The 13,656-nt window shown below is 69.5% G+C and carries 17 protein-coding genes and 3 pseudogenes; 8 read left to right on the forward strand and 12 right to left on the reverse strand.

What is annotated here, in order from left to right; translation table 11 throughout:
• Positions 1–73: 73 nt before the first annotated feature.
• Positions 74–223: a hypothetical protein gene (locus tag AMK22_RS40340; protein WP_199883414.1), complete on the reverse strand. Its 150-nt coding sequence runs from the start codon at positions 221–223 to the stop codon at positions 74–76.
• Position 224: 1 nt separating this feature from the next.
• On the opposite strand from AMK22_RS40340, the gene AMK22_RS35405 reads away from it, so the two are divergent.
• Genes AMK22_RS35405 through AMK22_RS35415 form a run of 3 tightly spaced genes read left to right on the forward strand, consistent with a single transcriptional unit; the run spans position 225 to position 1,876 of the window.
• Positions 225–386, forward strand: coding sequence for a hypothetical protein (locus tag AMK22_RS35405; protein ID WP_338014210.1), 162 nt, complete (start codon positions 225–227; stop codon positions 384–386).
• A gap of 60 nt (positions 387–446) precedes the next feature.
• Positions 447–893 carry a PaaI family thioesterase gene (locus AMK22_RS35410; RefSeq protein WP_384423080.1) on the forward strand — a complete coding sequence of 149 codons (447 nt, stop codon included), beginning with the start codon at positions 447–449 and terminating at the stop codon, positions 891–893.
• Positions 890–1,876, forward strand: a complete 987-nt coding sequence (locus tag AMK22_RS35415) for an MBL fold metallo-hydrolase (protein WP_073791679.1) — start codon at positions 890–892, stop codon at positions 1,874–1,876. The genes AMK22_RS35410 and AMK22_RS35415 overlap by 4 nt, the downstream gene beginning before the upstream one ends.
• Before the next feature lie 109 nt (positions 1,877–1,985).
• Here the strand turns inward: AMK22_RS35415 and AMK22_RS35420 are convergent, their stop codons facing one another.
• Positions 1,986–2,603, reverse strand: a complete 618-nt coding sequence (locus AMK22_RS35420) for a TetR/AcrR family transcriptional regulator (RefSeq protein WP_073791680.1) — start codon at positions 2,601–2,603, stop codon at positions 1,986–1,988.
• Between the two features lie 113 nt (positions 2,604–2,716).
• Between AMK22_RS35420 and AMK22_RS35425 the strand changes: the two genes are divergently transcribed.
• Positions 2,717–3,106: an MmpS family transport accessory protein gene (locus tag AMK22_RS35425; RefSeq protein WP_073791682.1), complete on the forward strand. Its 390-nt coding sequence runs from the start codon at positions 2,717–2,719 to the stop codon at positions 3,104–3,106.
• 791 nt (positions 3,107–3,897) lie between these two features.
• Here the strand turns inward: AMK22_RS35425 and AMK22_RS35435 are convergent.
• From AMK22_RS35435 to AMK22_RS35465, 7 genes and pseudogenes are all read right to left on the reverse strand, one after another.
• Positions 3,898–4,218: a beta/gamma crystallin domain-containing protein gene (locus tag AMK22_RS35435; RefSeq protein WP_073791686.1), complete on the reverse strand. Its 321-nt coding sequence runs from the start codon at positions 4,216–4,218 to the stop codon at positions 3,898–3,900.
• A gap of 454 nt (positions 4,219–4,672) precedes the next feature.
• Complete coding sequence (locus tag AMK22_RS35440) at positions 4,673–5,656, reverse strand: hypothetical protein (RefSeq protein ID WP_073791688.1); 984 nt, start codon at positions 5,654–5,656, stop codon at positions 4,673–4,675.
• 222 nt (positions 5,657–5,878) lie between these two features.
• Positions 5,879–6,826 carry a CPBP family intramembrane glutamic endopeptidase gene (locus tag AMK22_RS35445; RefSeq protein WP_079186579.1) on the reverse strand — a complete coding sequence of 316 codons (948 nt, stop codon included), beginning with the start codon at positions 6,824–6,826 and terminating at the stop codon, positions 5,879–5,881.
• A 106-nt stretch (positions 6,827–6,932) separates the two neighbouring features.
• Positions 6,933–7,608, reverse strand: a pseudogene (locus tag AMK22_RS35450) (response regulator).
• A 1-nt stretch (position 7,609) separates the two neighbouring features.
• Positions 7,610–7,759 (reverse strand): annotated as a pseudogene (locus tag AMK22_RS41585) (sensor histidine kinase); the annotation flags it as partial.
• Positions 7,760–8,179: 420 nt separating this feature from the next.
• Positions 8,180–8,413, reverse strand: a complete 234-nt coding sequence (locus AMK22_RS35460; protein ID WP_107430716.1) for a helicase HerA domain-containing protein — start codon at positions 8,411–8,413, stop codon at positions 8,180–8,182.
• Complete coding sequence (locus AMK22_RS35465; RefSeq protein ID WP_073791692.1) at positions 8,392–9,021, reverse strand: hypothetical protein; 630 nt, start codon at positions 9,019–9,021, stop codon at positions 8,392–8,394. Before AMK22_RS35465 ends, AMK22_RS35460 begins: the two co-directional genes overlap by 22 nt.
• Positions 9,022–9,029: 8 nt before the next feature.
• Between AMK22_RS35465 and AMK22_RS41590 the strand changes: the two genes are divergently transcribed.
• On the forward strand, positions 9,030–9,350 hold the full coding sequence (locus AMK22_RS41590; protein ID WP_073791693.1) for a DUF6233 domain-containing protein: 321 nt from the start codon (positions 9,030–9,032) through the stop codon (positions 9,348–9,350).
• Here the strand turns inward: AMK22_RS41590 and AMK22_RS39800 are convergent.
• Together AMK22_RS39800 and AMK22_RS35475 are read right to left on the reverse strand one after the other, a co-directional pair.
• Positions 9,238–9,600: a hypothetical protein gene (locus AMK22_RS39800; protein ID WP_158072125.1), complete on the reverse strand. Its 363-nt coding sequence runs from the start codon at positions 9,598–9,600 to the stop codon at positions 9,238–9,240. The two genes, AMK22_RS41590 and AMK22_RS39800, sit on opposite strands and share 113 nt — an antisense overlap.
• Positions 9,600–9,872, reverse strand: a complete 273-nt coding sequence (locus AMK22_RS35475; protein ID WP_073791695.1) for a hypothetical protein — start codon at positions 9,870–9,872, stop codon at positions 9,600–9,602. Before AMK22_RS35475 ends, AMK22_RS39800 begins: the two co-directional genes overlap by 1 nt.
• 269 nt (positions 9,873–10,141) lie before the next feature.
• Here AMK22_RS35475 and AMK22_RS35480 point away from each other — a divergent pair, with 269 nt between their 5' ends.
• Positions 10,142–10,624 (forward strand): hypothetical protein, encoded by a 483-nt coding sequence (locus AMK22_RS35480; protein ID WP_073791697.1) that lies wholly within the window; start codon positions 10,142–10,144, stop codon positions 10,622–10,624.
• 768 nt (positions 10,625–11,392) lie between these two features.
• Here AMK22_RS35480 and AMK22_RS35490 read toward each other — a convergent pair.
• Positions 11,393–11,935 (reverse strand): TetR/AcrR family transcriptional regulator, encoded by a 543-nt coding sequence (locus AMK22_RS35490; RefSeq protein ID WP_242434301.1) that lies wholly within the window; start codon positions 11,933–11,935, stop codon positions 11,393–11,395.
• A gap of 117 nt (positions 11,936–12,052) precedes the next feature.
• Between AMK22_RS35490 and AMK22_RS35495 the strand changes: the two genes are divergently transcribed.
• Positions 12,053–13,129, forward strand: a complete 1,077-nt coding sequence (locus AMK22_RS35495; protein WP_073791715.1) for an FAD-dependent monooxygenase — start codon at positions 12,053–12,055, stop codon at positions 13,127–13,129.
• 173 nt (positions 13,130–13,302) lie between these two features.
• Positions 13,303–13,638 (forward strand): annotated as a pseudogene (locus AMK22_RS35500) (transposase); the annotation flags it as partial.
• Positions 13,639–13,656: the final 18 nt, after the last annotated feature.

Here is a 13,656-nt window from a genome sequence, read left to right on the forward strand (position 1 = left end):
CCGGCGCGGCATGGACACCGTCCCGCGCGCACGGGGCTGCTCGCCGCCTCACCGCTCGTGGCCGCACCCGGCATCACGCGGCCGGGTCCGAGCCTGCGACGTTCAGATGCCCTTCGCGCAGCAGGGTGAAGTCGACGTCGAGCTTCGGGTCGTACACAACACATGAGGGCGTCGCTGCTCGGGCACGCTGGCCGGTCGCCGCGCAGACCGGGCTGCTCAGCACGATGCACCTGACCGCGTGCGCCGTCGTCCACCTCGCCGTCGGCGTCCTGGCCCGCACGGTCCTGAGCACCCGGCCCTCGGCCGCCCAAGTCGTCACCCGCATCAGCGGTGCCATGATGATCGCCATCGGCGCCTTCCTGCTGGTGGAACGCCTGGCCGGCTGAGGAACCCGTCCCGCTCCACCCGACACGGACCCGAAGGAGAGCACGCACGTGGAAGACCGGATGGAACAGGAACAGACGAGCCCCGCGGTGCAGAAGCGCGTCCAGGACAGCTTCGACCTGCAGGGCCTGATGTCCCACCTCGGCGCACGGATCACCCACATCGGCCCCGGTCGCGTACACATCGTGCTTCCGGCCCGCCCCGAGGTGACCCAGCAGCACGGCTACATCCACGCCGGCGCCACCAGCGCCATCGCCGACAGCGCCGGCGGATATGCCGCGCTCACCCTGTTCGACGAGGACTCCGAGGTTCTCACCGTCGAGTACAAGATCAACTTCCTCGCACCCGCCGCCGGCCACCACCTCGAAGCGATCGGCACCGTCCTCAAGCCCGGACGCACCCTGACCGTCTGCCAACTGGAGGTCTACGGCGTCCAGGCCGACGGCGCCAAAGTGCTCGTCGCCAACGGCCGGCAGAGCCTGATCCACGTCGACAGGCCCGCCGAATGAGCCCCCAGCCGCCCACTCCCACCCTGCCATCCTGGCTGACCTGGTGGCAGCGCCCCTTCCCCGACGCCAACACCCTCCTGCTGCCCGGACGGCAACCGGCCCTGGTCGACACCGGCTTCGTCGGCCACGCCGACGAGACCGCCGCCTGGGCCCGCGCGCACGCCGGGAACATCGACCTGATCGTCAACACCCACTGGCACTCCGACCACGTCGGCGGCAACTCCCTCTTCCAGGCCCAGGGCGCCGCCATCGCCGCAGGAACCCCGGAAGCCGAGGCGATCACCCGCCGGGACCCCGGCTGCTGTGCTGCCGAGTACCTGGACCAGCCGGTCGCCCAATACATCGTGGACGTACCGCTCGACGACGGCCAGGTCCTGCGGCTGGGCGATGCCGACTGGGAGGTCGTCCGCACCCCCGGCCACACTCCGGGCCATCTGGCGTTGTGGCAGCCGGAGGAACGGCTGCTCGTGGTCGGTGACGCGCTGTCGGATTACGACGTCGGCTGGGTGAACCTCGCTCTCGACGGCCCGGACGCGGCGACCACCGCGCTCGCCTCTCTCAAACGGATGGCCGACCTCGACCCCCGCGTGATCCTCCCCTCCCACGGTCCGATCCCCGCCGCCCCCGCAGCCGCGTTCGCTGCTGCCCTGCGCCGTGCCCAGCGGCTCGTCGACGACCCGGCCGGAGCGGTCTGGTACGGCGCCCGGCGGATCTTCGCGTTCGCCCTGATGATTCGCGACGGCATCCCGGCCGACGAGGTCGAGTCGTACCTCCACGCCTGTGCCTGGCTGACCGACGCCGCCCGCCTTCTGGACGTGACCGCAGAGGTCCTCGCCGCCGAACTGGTCACGACCATGCTCCGCAGCGGCGCCATAGTCCTGCGCGACGGCCGCATCCACGCCGCCGCCGACCACACCCCTGTGGCGCCCGAGGTGTTGCGCGTGCCCTACCCCCGGGCCTGGTCGGCGACCGAGCCGTGCTGACACCTGCTGGAACGAGGGGCGGGCGAGCGGCTGTAGGCCGCTCGCCCGCCCCATACCCGTCCGCTCGTCAGAAGGTGTGCGCGTGCTACCCAGCCAGCTGCCGTATTCCTCAGCGGCTCTGTACGGGCTGTTGCCCGCCGGCTCCGCCGTCTCGGATGCGGAGGAGTTCGTCTCGGACGATCTCGATGGCCCATCCGGTGTCGTCGCCGAGCGGCTGGTGGAGCAGGTGCAGGCCGAGCCCGTCCACGAGGGCGAGCAACCGCCTGGCGTGACACCGGCTGTCCGGTGTGGAGGCGGGTTCGTTGCGGAGCATGGCCGCGATCCGGGTGAACAGGTCGAGGAGTTGTTCGTGGGCGTGGTCGCGGATGCGGGCGAGGCCGGGGTTCGCGGGGGTTTCGGAGATGAGTGCGATGCTGATCTCGAACTCGCGGCGGGTTTCCGGCGCCAGCGGCATCAGTTCGCGGATCGCGGCGAGGGCGTAGGCGACGCCGTCGGGGCTGAGGGGGGTCGCCGAGACCCGTGCGGTGGCGCGTTCGACCATGAGCTCGGCGGAGAACTTCAGCAGTTCCGACTGGGACGGGAACAGGTGCCGTAGCGACCCGACCGACATCCCGGCCCCGGCCGCCACGGTCCGCACCGAGACCGCGCTGACGCCGTGTTCCAGGATGACCTGCCAGGCCGCCTCGGCCAGCCGTGTCTTCCGTTCTTCGCGAGGGGTGAACGCCATTCTCGAAGCACCTCCTAGTACGATCGTGCTAACCTAAGTTCTAGTACGACTGTACCAATCGTGGGGGGATGATGCGGCGAGGAACGCGGACAGACACAGCACTGGCGACGGTTGTGGCTGCGACGATGGCACTGGCCGGCTGCGATGCCATGCCGTGGGGCGGTAGCGGGGACAAGCAGCAGTCCAAGGCGATGGTGGTCGAGGTCGAGGTGACCAGCGACGCCGGGGCCGCGGGTCGGGTACGAGCGGTGGTCGATGCCCGCAACGATCCGCAGCGGGTCGACCAGTCCGGGGTGAAGATGCCGTACACGCAGACGTTCCAGGTGCCGCTGGATGCCCCATTCCCGCTGACCGGCACCTCGGTCGAAGCCACCGCCGCAAGTGATGCGGCGTGGATCGCATGCCGGATCACCCTGGACGGGAAGGTCGTCGCAGAGGACCGCGCCGAAGGGCCCGGCGCGGTCACGGTGTGCGAGAAGAAGCTCCGCGCGGGTCCGCAGTGATCATCCCGATCGAATCCGCAGGTGCCCTGGTCCTGCTCACGCTCACCGACTTGCTCGGCTTCAGGATGGCGCGGCACGCGAGGCAGCGCGGCGCCTGCGTGTGGAGAGCCCGACCGGGGGGGCCGGGCAAGCCTCGCCACGGCCAGGCCGAGCACACCGTCCGCGTCAAGCGCGCCCTTCGTCCGTCGCCGTCACCGCCACGGTCAAGCCGAAGAAGTACGTGGTCACCTATGCGGGACGTGTCCAGGTCACAGTCAGCGATATCCTTTACTTTTGCGGCCGTTGCTACGGCGACCCCATTCTGGCCACGGTACAGCCTGGCGTACAGCGGGGCCCGGTGGGATCACGAACAGCCGTCGCAAGACCTGCTCGAGCTACGCCTGCCCCGGGTTCGCATGATGGTGCGACATGTTGTCCTCGTCGACCAGCAACAGGTGTGGCGTGGCAGGCACACCTGGAACGTCATCGCCGAGGTGTTCCTTGGCAAGCGCCACGGATGGTGAGCCCCCCGCAACGCCCAGCGTCTTCCCCTCGGTGCTCACACCAGGCCAGGGCGCGTGGGCCGCCGAGTGGGAGGCGGAGAGGCGAGGCTTCTGCCGGGTCGCGCCGGCCCTTTGCACGGTCCGGGAATCGCTTGCCAGCCCTTCCGTCGCGGAAGTCAGCCTTCTTTCATCCTTCTGGTGGTCCGCCGTCAGTAGCGAACAGGCGGGCGGGCGATGGCATCCGGACCTCGGACAGCCGTGGCGGCCCGCTGGAAGAATCCAGCGGGCCGTCAGGGCCTCGAGATCAGCTCAGACGATGCGGATGTAGTCGATGGTGATCCGCGGGAAGGTCATGGACGACCACTTCAGGAGACTGTAGGTGGCCCCGCCGGGCCCCCGGAGCTGGACGGCGTTGTTCCCTGTACTTACGGAGGTCACGTTGGGGATCTGATACATGTCGGTTGTTCCCGAGTTGGCGAAACACAGCGAGCCGCCGTCGTAGTTGATCCGCAGCAGGTCCGTGGGACCACAACCGGTCTCGTTGATCGCTGCGGCATTGCCGGCGGGGACGGCGACAACGAGCATCGCCGCCGCGGCCATAGTGGTGAGCGCCTTGGTGATTCTCTTCATGGTGCGAACTCCTCACATCGGCACCTGACGGTCCGATTCATAGAGATGACGGGCCTTCCCCCGTGACAGTGGAGACGCGTTCGTGTGTCATGCGGCCAGGGTGAGCCTAAGGGCTGTCCCGTAATCCGTGGTGGATCAGCGTGCGGCGTCGGATGTGGTGCATCGCAAGGCGGAGGGGCGCCCACATACTGGACGTATGTGGGCGTTCCGACAACGCGGCGAGGCGCCGCAGCTGTCGTCGCGCGCCCGCCAGGGATTACGGGACAGCCCTTAGCCGCGTGGTGTCGGCGTTCGTATTTGTCGGGGGCAAAGGTGGCCGTTGGCGGAGTGCCGACGGCGGGTGTTGTAGCGGGTAGGCCAGGCGAAGACGGTCCTTCTGCAGGTGGCCGGGTCGCCGTCATCGCCTCGCTGCTCGTCGGCGTCAGCCTCGGCATCCTCGTCGGCGGGTCGATCCTCACCGTGCCCCTCCTGATGATCGGGCAGGACATCGAGGCAGGCTCACCGGCCGGGCGCCGAGATGCACATGCATCAGTGCAAGAACGGAACACACCGGGGGCGACATGACCGCAGGCAGGAGCAGCAGCCCCACCGTGCTCCGCGTGATCGTCGCCAGGACGGCCGTCATGTAGGGGTTGCCGTCGCTGATCCACGACATGGCTGCTCCCGCCGGCTGCACCAGCGGAAATGCTGCCTCCCGCAGCAGCAGGAAGGCGGCGCCGACGGCCAGGGCCAGTAGTAGGCAGATGCCGAACGTTCTCGCCCGGGCCCCGCGGGTCAATGCCCAGGAGCGGCGCACCGCTTCCCTGGGCGCGAGCCCATCGGAGACCAGGAAGGCGTTGGCCGTGCAGAGGCGGGAGGCGACGTAGAAGCCCACGATCACGGTGGCGAGAAGTACGCCCTGGCACACCAGTTCGTACAGAGACACCCGGGTGTCCGTCGGCAGCCGGTCCTGGACGCCCGGTATCAGACGTGTTTCGAGGACGAACCAGAACACAAGGCCCGGCAGGATCGCGGCACCGACGTGCCCTGTGGTCCGCGCCTGTACCCGCAGCGCGGCCCCGAGGTGGGGACGGGTGCGCCGCCAGACTTCGCGGGTGGTCGACCGCCGCGCCCCTGCGAGGTACTGGTCGGCCGCGACGGCGTGTGCGGTGTGCAGCAGGCCCAGCATGAGAACGGCGAGGACTACCAGCAGGATCGTGACGACCGCGCCGACGGTGTGCACGGTGCCGATGTGCCCGGTGTAGCCGCTGGCGGCGTCCTCCTGTGCGATGGCGATCTGCTCTTCCCGCCATGCCGTGGCGTATGGGCCCGCGATCACTGCGAATCCGGCCGCCAGCACCGACAGACCGAGGACCGAGGTCACCGCGGTCGCGGCGAGGCCGATCCCGTAGAGCGAGCGCCCGTGACCGGTGAGGAGGCCGAGCACCGGACCCGTCATCGGTTGCCTGGTTCCCCTGCGTCGGCAGTCGTCTCTTCGTGCCGCATTCCCGGACATGGTGTCCAACTCCTCTGCTCGTCGCCCGGATCCGTCATGGTGGGGAGGGAACCGGCAGTTCAATCGCGCCATGTTCCTCCCCGCCTTCGCCCGCATGAACGCCGACACCGCCTCCCGCACCTCCTGCGACCGGCCACGTCGGCCTGCCCGGCGTGCTCGGTCGGGCTATGCGGCGTTCTGCTGGTCGAGGCCGGGCGGCTCCACTGCCCGCGCCCCGAGTCGGCCGCGGGTGGCGATCAGCAGGATGAGAGCCGCCGTGACGGAGCTGAGCAGGAACGCGTGGGCGGAGTAGTCGCGGGGCAGCGACGGGAACATGTCCGCCCAGGCCAGGGAGAAGAAGTTGTTGATGCTGCAGTGCAGCAGCATGACCAGGGGCATGCTCTCGCCGGAGCGGTTGAACAGCCAGGTCATGACGAAGCTGAAGGCGGTCGTCGTAGCGATGAACTCAAGGACCCGGAGGGAGGTCATGTCCGTGGAGCCGCCCCACTCGGTCAGGAACAGCGGCAGGTGCCAGGCGCCCCACAGCGGACCGACGACGAGGGTGGCGACCAGGGGGCCGTGGCGGCGCTGGAGGAGGGGCATGGCGAACTCGCGCCAGCCGGGCTCCTCGGCGAGGCCGGTGGTGACCATCTGCAGGATCAGACCGGGCAGGTACGCGGCGAGCATTGCGGCGGTCGGCAGCGCGGGGCCGCGGTCGGCCAGTACGACGGCGGCGAGGGTCAGCGCGGCGGGCACCGAGAGGAGCACCAGGGCATACCAGTGCCAGCCGACCCGGAACTTGGTCATCCGGCCCCGCCAGGTCCGCAGCCCTTGGCGACCCTGGGTGACCCAGGTCACCAGGAGGGCCGACGCGATCGGGCCGAGATAGGCGCCGGGCAGGACGCCCAGCAGCTGGGTCGTGCCACCGAACGCGGGAAAGGCGAAGTGCCAGATGTCCAGGCCGTTTTTGGACAGGACGTACGGCATCCAGCCCAGCCAGCTCAGCAGGTAGGACAGCGAGAAGAACCAGATCAGGGGACGGCGACGGATGCTGCCGCGGAGGCCGGAGAGGCGGCCCCGCCCGTCGGCGGGGGCTGGTCGGGTTTCGGCGGGGGCTTGGGGTTGGAGGCTCATCGCGGTGTCCGTTCGGAGGGCGTTGAAGTGACGTGTTCAGCACATCAGCGCGACGTCCGCGGATCACTGCCGTGCGCACCCCAGGTGTTGGTACGACAGGCTGTACTCACCGACCCCGGCGGGCGTCCTCCAGGTAGTGCAGGACGGCGGCCACCCGGCGGTCCATCCGGTGGGTCGGGAAGAAGTCGAGTTTGGCGAAGATGCTGCGGGTGTGCTTGTGGACCGTGCCGTCCGTGACGACGAGCCGTTCGGCGATGGCGCTGTTGCCGAGCCCCTCGGCCATCAGGGCGAGTACGTCCCGCTCGCGGGGGCTGAGGCGTTCGAGGCGGGTGTCCTGGCGGGAGCGGGTGAAGAGCTGGGCGACGGCCTCGGGGTCGATGGCGGTGCCGCCGGCGGCGACCGGTGCAGCGATTCGAGGAACTCCTCCACCCGGCCCACCCGTTCCTTCAGCAGGTAGCCCAGGTAGCCCAGGTAGCCCAGGTAGCCCACACCGGCGGTGAGCAGTTCGGTGGCGAAGGTCTGCTCGACGTAGGCGGACAGGACGAGGATCCCTAGACGGGGGTGGCGCCGCCGGGCCTCGACGGCCGCGCGGATGCCCTCGTCGTGTGGGTGGGCGGCATCCGTACGTCGAGGATGGCGACATCGGGCCTGCGCACGTCGAGGGCGTCCAGGGTCTCGTCGGGGGTGCCGGCCTTGGCCACCACGTCGATGCCCTCCGCGCGTAGCAGCAGGGCGAGGCCCTCGCGCAACAGCGGGTCGTCCTCGGCCATCACGATCCGCAGGTCACGTTCCACAGGGAAGATCCACCTCAAGGGTTGTCGGGCATCCGGGCGGGCTGACCAGGCGGAGCGTACCGTCGTGGGCCGCCACGCGGCGGCGGATGCCGGTGAGTCCGGAGCCGCCCCGTCCGTCGTCCTCGACGCGCAGGGGGAGTGGTAGCTCATGCTGCGTCTCGCCCGGCGCATGGCCGCGCACCGGATCACCGCACTGCTCGCCGTGCCCGCCACGGCGGGCATCGGGGTGGGCGATCGGGTCCAGGTCGTCGCTGGGTGAGGCTCGGCAACGGACACCGTGTCATCCATACCTGCGAGGCGGCCCGTGACCTGCTGATCAACATGTCCGAAGGCCGCGGCACCTGCTTCACCCCCCCTGCCGCTGCCGCCTAGCGCGCCCCTCCAGGGCCCTCCCGCCGGAACCATCCTCGCGGCGACCGCTCTACGACACATTCGATAGGCCTGCGCACCCTCCCAGGCCCGGTACCCCCGGCCTCCTCAGCCAGTTTTCATCCACGTCTTCATCGTGGCCCGACCTGGACGCCAATAACCACATCAACCTCATCACTCTCCGTGATGGTCATGATTCATCGCCCTGATCAAAGTCCCGGAGAACAGGCCCCGGGTCGTTGTAGTCCAGGACGAAGGTGTGCGCGCCGCTGTGGATGAACTGGCAGCAGATGGTGCGCAGGATGGTCGACTTGCCGCCGCCGGATCCTGCGGAGATCAGGACGTGCGGGGAGTCCGCGTCGAGGTCGACGGAGACCATCTTCTTGCCCGCCCCGAGACCGATCAGTGGGGCGGACTCGGGCATCTTCGCGAGGATCTCGCGCACGCCCCGGGTCGGACAGACGCAGCATCCTGGGCGGGGTCTGGCGTTTCCTGACGATGACGTGGGTGTCCTTGCCGACGCGGCCCCAGGTGAAAGAAACGTTCTCCAGGGCGAATTTTTTTGACGACGAGGTCGGCGACCAGGTTCTCGTTGAACCGCAGGTGTCCGGGGGCGTCGATGGGTATCTCGGCGTCGTCGTCGGAGAAGTTGCGCGGGGTGTGGAGGTAGCGGCGCGGGCCGGTGAGCTCCGACATGCCCAGCGGCTTGGCGAGTGCCCGTGCAGGGGGCCGGACCCACTCGCGCATGAACTCGCGGCGCTTGCGCGTCAGCAGCCCGTACGCGACGCCGCCGACGGCCAGGGTGGAGGCCGCGCCGATCGCGCCGGTCTCCAGCGCGGCGAGGGCCTGGTCTCGGTTCTCCCACAGGGACCGAAGGGACCGGACTGTGGCATCAGGCTCCCAGCCGAGAAGGTAGCCGCCCTCGGCGACCGCGGCCCCCAGCGTCGTTCGGGCGGTGAGGCGCTGCCATCCGGCCCGGAACGAGCGGCGCCGGACCCGGCCTTCGATGCCCGGCAGGAAGCGGGTACCCACACGCCAGAATGTCGCATCGGTACGCCGGATACCGTCGAGGTCCCGGTCGGCCACGATGCGGCCAATCCCACGCGCCAGGGAGGCGGCGGACTCCTCCGGCAAGCCGGCAGCAGGCGATCGACGCCCTGCGACAGCAGGTACCGCTGTGCCTCCACTGCCGGCCCGACACCGCTCTCGGCATCCTGGACCAGGAGCTCCGCCAAAGCAGTGTGCTGATCACCAGTAGCAGCGAGTGGGGCCCGGTTCCTGCGGGCGAGCAGCAGCACGTTTCTCGTTCGCGATCCGCTGCTGGTCCTGCCGCTGGGCGTCCGCTCGGGCCTCGGGGGTGACGGCTGGACCGAGGGTGATCGCCTCGGTGCCGGTCACCGGGGCCAGCGAGTACCGGAGGGGCGATTTGCTGGACCGCGTGGGCAGGTGGAGACGGGCTACACCTGCCGGGAGCTCGGCACGCAGCGCTCCGTGCCAGCGGATCCACAGCGCGGGGCGCCCGCGGAGTGCTTCGTCTCGGAGCTTGTCTACAGCGGTGCTCTCGTCCGCGCGGTCGATCTCCGCGGCGATCGGTGAGCCGTCTTTGCGCATCACGCGAAGGCCAAGGCAGGCAGACAGGACGGCGACCAGTAGGCGATGCAGCCGCCGCTCTTCAGGCGGGGCGGGTCGATGTAGCGCATCTGTGCCTCTGTTCTGCATCTCCATCCCGACGCTCCCACCCACTGCGCTCCCGCCCGGGTGATGGACCGGGTCGCCTCCTTGCCGGTCAGGCCGGTGAAGGAGAAGCCGGTCTCGCGCAGGTACGTGCGTAAGGAGATGGCGAGGATCTCGGACTCGCCGGCCTCCGTCGGTTCATGGGCCATCCGGTGATTCTCCGCTCGCCCGCTGACAACGGGCCGGGGAGCGATGGTGATCACCGTCAGGGCGTATGCCCGGACCATCCAGCGGTGACCCGCTGCGCCCGGCACCGCGCTCGCCTTCGGGGCGGATTCCGATGCGCCCCTGATGCGCGGCTGGAGGCGATCGAGTTGGATGCCTTCCGTCGCCAGCACGAAGGCGACACGCTCTGGTGCGGACTCCTGCACGGAGGCTGCAGCAGCCGGCTGACCACGAATCTGAGTGGAGGAAGCTCATGGTCACCCAGAGCGGCGGGTTTGACCCCGCGTTGACCAGGCGCAGCAGAATCGCGATAGGGGCTGGGCCGTGGATTGTCGCGGCTGTGGTGCACCTCGTCGTGTACGCCATCGTGCACGGCCAGCTGCCGAATGAGGTGGTCTCCCATGTGGGTGGAGACGGGCCTGATGGCTTCATGGAGCCGTTGAAGCTGGTCGCCATCACGGTCGGGGTGTTCCTTGGGGAAGCGGTCCTGTTCGGGTATCTCCTGGTCCGTCGTCAGCAGACTGTGGAGCAATACCGGTTGCTTGCTGCGTGCGCGTGGGGAGTGGCCGCAGGCGAGGGCTATCTGCTCATTGCCTCGTTCGCGGCCAATGCCGGGCTGTCCGACCCGCGTGACTTGGACTTCCCGATGTCGGTGCACGTGCCGGTCGCCATCGCCATCTGCCTGGTTGTCGGTGCGATCGGTGCGACACTTGTCTGGAAGGCGGACCGCCGATGAATGCGCCAGCACCACATCGGGTGGTGCCGAGTTGCAGTGCCGGGCCCGTGTGGTGTTCGCCGACCGGGCTGCTTCTTGCCGCAGGGCGGGGGTGTGACCAGTCTGGCATGACGCATGTTCGGGGGGTTTGCTTGATGACCAGAGGGTGGTGGCGGTTCAGCACACGGCTGCTGACGACCGCAACAGCGCCGGCCGCAGCGACAGCGGCGACTCCTGCGGAGGCAGGTACAGGCGGTCCGGGGGATCTGAGAGTGGAGTCGTACGCCCTGCCGGTGGGGGGCAAGCCGTCACTGGAGGACCTGCAGAGCGGATCCGGGATGCAGCGCCCGCGGGATCTGGTGGCGCAGGCGGAGCCTGGGGCGCATCTGCCGCTGGAAACGGTCGGCCCGGCGGCCTCGTACGCTCGGCTGTCGCGTAGACCGTCCGGTATGGCGCCGGCGCAGAGCGCACCTGCGGCGCAGACGGCCCTCCAGTGATCACGGAAAGTCACTGTCGGCTCGGCGGAACCGGCAACTCGCGACAGTTGAATATGCGAACCCACCAGTACCAAGGCCGGTTACCTGGACGCCGACGTCGCCCAACTCCACGCCCACGGCCACGATGCCGGTCGGCCCCGGGGTTTGGATACTTTAGGTGATCTTGCTGCGGTCAGAGGGGGAGGCGGTCGGGGGAGGCGAGCGTGAAGTGGTCCATGGCACGTTTTCAGCCGAGGGTGCCGGTGCCGCGGACGCGCCCCTTGGGGATGAGGCCGTCACGGTCGACGCTTCGTCAGCTCGGTCGATCCGGTGCGGCCGGGGGCAGGAACGCGCTGAGCACCGTGCGGATGCCGGGTTCGGGGTCGAACTCCGCATCTGGCATGACGATCTGATTGAACATCAGGCCATCGAGGTAGTCGAAAAGGATCCTGCAGTGTTGCCGCGGTGCGGGCGACCCGAGGTCCGCCAGCCACTTCGAGGTCAGTTCGATCATCGACTCGCGCGCGCGGCTCAGCGGCTCGCGCACCGCGGGGCGGACGATGCCTTCGAGCGTCAGCGCGTAGCGGGCGGTGGTGCGGTGCCGGGCGGGGCCGAGCACGTGCTGGACCGTGCGGGCCAGGGCGTCGGCCAGCCCCTCGGGGTCACCGTCCACCGGGGTGGCCGCGAAGCGCTTCCAGTCGCGGGCATCGAGCGCCTCGAGGTGGGCCACGATGCCCGTCACGAGGAGGTCGCGGCTGCGGAAGTGGTTGGACGTGGTGCCGGCCGGCACCGCGGCAGCCTTGTCGACGGCCTGGTACGTCAGGCCGCGGAGGCCGCCGGTGCCCAGCACCTTCACGGCTGCGTCCAACACCTGATCGCGCCTGCCCGGCATCCGCGCCCGTTTCTCCATCGGCCTGTCGTGTCCTCTACTGTAAACATAGTGCTCCTACTACAAACATAGTAGCGTGGTGGCATGCCCAGAAAAGCGATCATCGTGGGCGGCGGCATCGGAGGCCTCGCCGCCGCCGTGCACCTGCAGGCCAACAACTGGAACGTTGAGGTACACGAACGCGCCCCCGCGCCGCCCGGCACCGGCACCTCGCTCGGCCTGTGGCCCGGCGCGCTGCAGGCGCTTGACACTCTCGGCCTCGGGGACACAGCTCGCCGACTCGCCCGGCCGGCGGCTTACGGTGCCTTCGTACGCGCCGACGGCGGCCTCATCGGGAACGTCGACATGGCCGCTCTGCGCCGCCGCACCGGCGACGCCGTCCATGTGACCGCCCGGCCCGCGCTGCTGCAGACGCTGGCCGCCGCGCTCGCCGACGGGGTTGTGCGCTACGGCTCCGCAGTGACCGATGTCCGCGAGCTCACCGGCTACGACGTGGTCATCGCCGCCGACGGCCTGCGCAGCCGGGCCCGCACGGTGCTCTTCGGCGACGCGCACCGCCCCCGCTACTCCGGCGTCACCGCCTGGCACGGCACCGCCGACCTCGACACCGACGGGATGACCGAGACCTGGGGGCGGCGCGCCCGCTTCGGTGTCATCCCGCGCGCAGGCGGCCGCACGAATTGGTTCGCCTGTGCCCCGGCAGCCGAGCGCGTGCCCGTGCCGGGCGGCGATCTGGCAGCCCTGCAGGCGTGGTTCGGCGACTGGCACCCCGGCGTGCGCCGGGTTCTGGACCACCTGGCGCAGACCGGCGGCACGGGCGTGCAGCGCAACGACCTCTACGACCTCACCACGCCCCTGCCGAGCTACGTCAGCGGCCGCATCGCCCTCATCGGCGATGCCGCCCACGCGATGACTCCCGACCTCGGCAGGGGGGCGTGCGAGGCGCTCGTCGACGGCGTGACCGTCGCCCGTGAGCTCACCGCACGCGCGCGCGTCGAAGACGCCCTCGCCGCCTACGACGCGGCCCGTCGCCGCTCCACCCAGCGGCTCGCGCGCGCCGCCCGGCTGATGAACCGCGCGGTGCACACCCCGCGTCGGATCGCGCCGGTACGGAACGCGGCCATGCGGCTGTTCCTGACCATCGGCAGGCCACCGGCCTGACTCCCGCCAGGCGCATCCTGCACCTCCGCCTCCGCCCCAACCTCCCAGGCCAATACACCTAGTACTGCAATCACATTTACTGGTGGGGCAGTTGTGAGTTCTGCCGGTGAGTGTGGTTGTGTTCTGCCGTGTCTGTGGATCTTGGGGTGGGGCAGGTCGAGGCCTGGCAGGGGATGCTGTCCGGGCTGCATGAACGGTTCGCTGGGCGTTTTGCCAGGTCCGAGCCTCGGGCGCGTGCCCTGACGTATATGGCGGGGTTGATCGCTCCGCTGGAGCGGAAAAACGGGTGGACGCTGGCAGGGCGTGCGGGTGAGGGGCATCCGATCGGGATGCAGCGTCTTTTGGGCGAGGCGGACTGGGACGTGGACGGTGTCCGTGACGACGTGCGGGACTTCGTCGTGGAGACCATCGGTGCCAGGGACGGGATCCTGATCGGTGATGACACCGGCTTCCTGAAGAAGGGCACGGGGTCGGCGGGCGTCCAGCGGCAGTACACCGGGACGGCGGGGGCTTGTAATTAAATAACT

This window comes from Streptomyces sp. CB01580 (genome assembly GCF_001905795.1).
Taxonomy (GTDB): domain Bacteria; phylum Actinomycetota; class Actinomycetes; order Streptomycetales; family Streptomycetaceae; genus Streptomyces.

Excerpts from the sequence above, each read along its gene's own strand:
- AMK22_RS35405 (WP_338014210.1), top strand. The coding sequence starts at position 225 with ATGCACCTGACCGCGTGCGCCGTCGTCCACCTCGCCGTCGGCGTCCTG.
- AMK22_RS35410 (WP_384423080.1), top strand. The coding sequence starts at position 447 with ATGGAACAGGAACAGACGAGCCCCGCGGTGCAGAAGCGCGTCCAGGAC.
- AMK22_RS35415 (WP_073791679.1), top strand. The coding sequence starts at position 890 with ATGAGCCCCCAGCCGCCCACTCCCACCCTGCCATCCTGGCTGACCTGG.
- AMK22_RS35420 (WP_073791680.1), bottom strand. The coding sequence starts at position 2,603 with ATGGCGTTCACCCCTCGCGAAGAACGGAAGACACGGCTGGCCGAGGCG.
- AMK22_RS35435 (WP_073791686.1), bottom strand. The coding sequence starts at position 4,218 with ATGAAGAGAATCACCAAGGCGCTCACCACTATGGCCGCGGCGGCGATG.
- AMK22_RS35440 (WP_073791688.1), bottom strand. The coding sequence starts at position 5,656 with ATGACGGGTCCGGTGCTCGGCCTCCTCACCGGTCACGGGCGCTCGCTC.
- AMK22_RS35445 (WP_079186579.1), bottom strand. The coding sequence starts at position 6,826 with ATGAGCCTCCAACCCCAAGCCCCCGCCGAAACCCGACCAGCCCCCGCC.
- AMK22_RS35460 (WP_107430716.1), bottom strand. The coding sequence starts at position 8,413 with ATGCCCGAGTCCGCCCCACTGATCGGTCTCGGGGCGGGCAAGAAGATG.
- AMK22_RS41590 (WP_073791693.1), top strand. The coding sequence starts at position 9,030 with ATGTCGCATCGGTACGCCGGATACCGTCGAGGTCCCGGTCGGCCACGA.
- AMK22_RS39800 (WP_158072125.1), bottom strand. The coding sequence starts at position 9,600 with ATGCGCAAAGACGGCTCACCGATCGCCGCGGAGATCGACCGCGCGGAC.
- AMK22_RS35475 (WP_073791695.1), bottom strand. The coding sequence starts at position 9,872 with ATGGCCCATGAACCGACGGAGGCCGGCGAGTCCGAGATCCTCGCCATC.
- AMK22_RS35480 (WP_073791697.1), top strand. The coding sequence starts at position 10,142 with ATGGTCACCCAGAGCGGCGGGTTTGACCCCGCGTTGACCAGGCGCAGC.
- AMK22_RS35495 (WP_073791715.1), top strand. The coding sequence starts at position 12,053 with ATGCCCAGAAAAGCGATCATCGTGGGCGGCGGCATCGGAGGCCTCGCC.